1 protein-coding gene is annotated in these 503 nt (G+C 52.9%); it reads right to left on the bottom strand.

The window, feature by feature from the left end; all coding sequences use genetic code 11:
- Positions 1–15: 15 nt before the first annotated feature.
- Positions 16–503 (bottom strand): YdhT family protein (locus D6V41_RS18095; protein WP_479680819.1); only part of this gene is annotated, 488 nt, incomplete at its 5' end.

Here is a 503-nt window from a genome sequence, read left to right as displayed (position 1 = left end):
ACGCTATTTTTCCCTTCAACTGACGCCGCTGAGTAATCGCCTGTGTTTGACGCCGCTGAGTAATAGCCTGTGTTTGACGCCGCTGAGTATTTTTCCCTTCTCTGACGCCGCTGAGTAATCGCCTGTGTTTGACGCCGCTGAGTAATAGCCTGTGTTTGACGCCGCTGAGTAATCGCCTGTGTTTGACGCCGCTGAGTAATTGCCTGTGTTTGACGCCGCTGAGGAATCGCCTGTGTTTGACGCCGCTGAGTAATAGCCTGTGTTTGACGCCGCTGAGTAATCGCCTGTGTTTGACGCCGCTGAGTAATCGCCTGTGTTTGACGCCGCTGAGTAATCGCCTGTGTTTGACGCCGCTGAGTAATCGCCTGTGTTTGACGCCGCTGAGTAATAGCCTGTGTTTGACGCCGCTGAGCGATAGCCTGTGTTTGACGCCGCTGAGCGATAGCCTGTTTCGTGCTTTTTATTGTTCGGTTCGCACTTGCTGACAATGTAATCAACAGCCT

This window comes from Ningiella ruwaisensis (genome assembly GCF_004798935.1).
In the GTDB taxonomy this organism is placed as follows: domain Bacteria; phylum Pseudomonadota; class Gammaproteobacteria; order Enterobacterales; family Alteromonadaceae; genus Glaciecola; species Glaciecola ruwaisensis.
The sequence above is the reverse complement of the archived record's forward strand: the minus strand, read 5'-3'. Positions and strand labels throughout refer to the sequence as shown.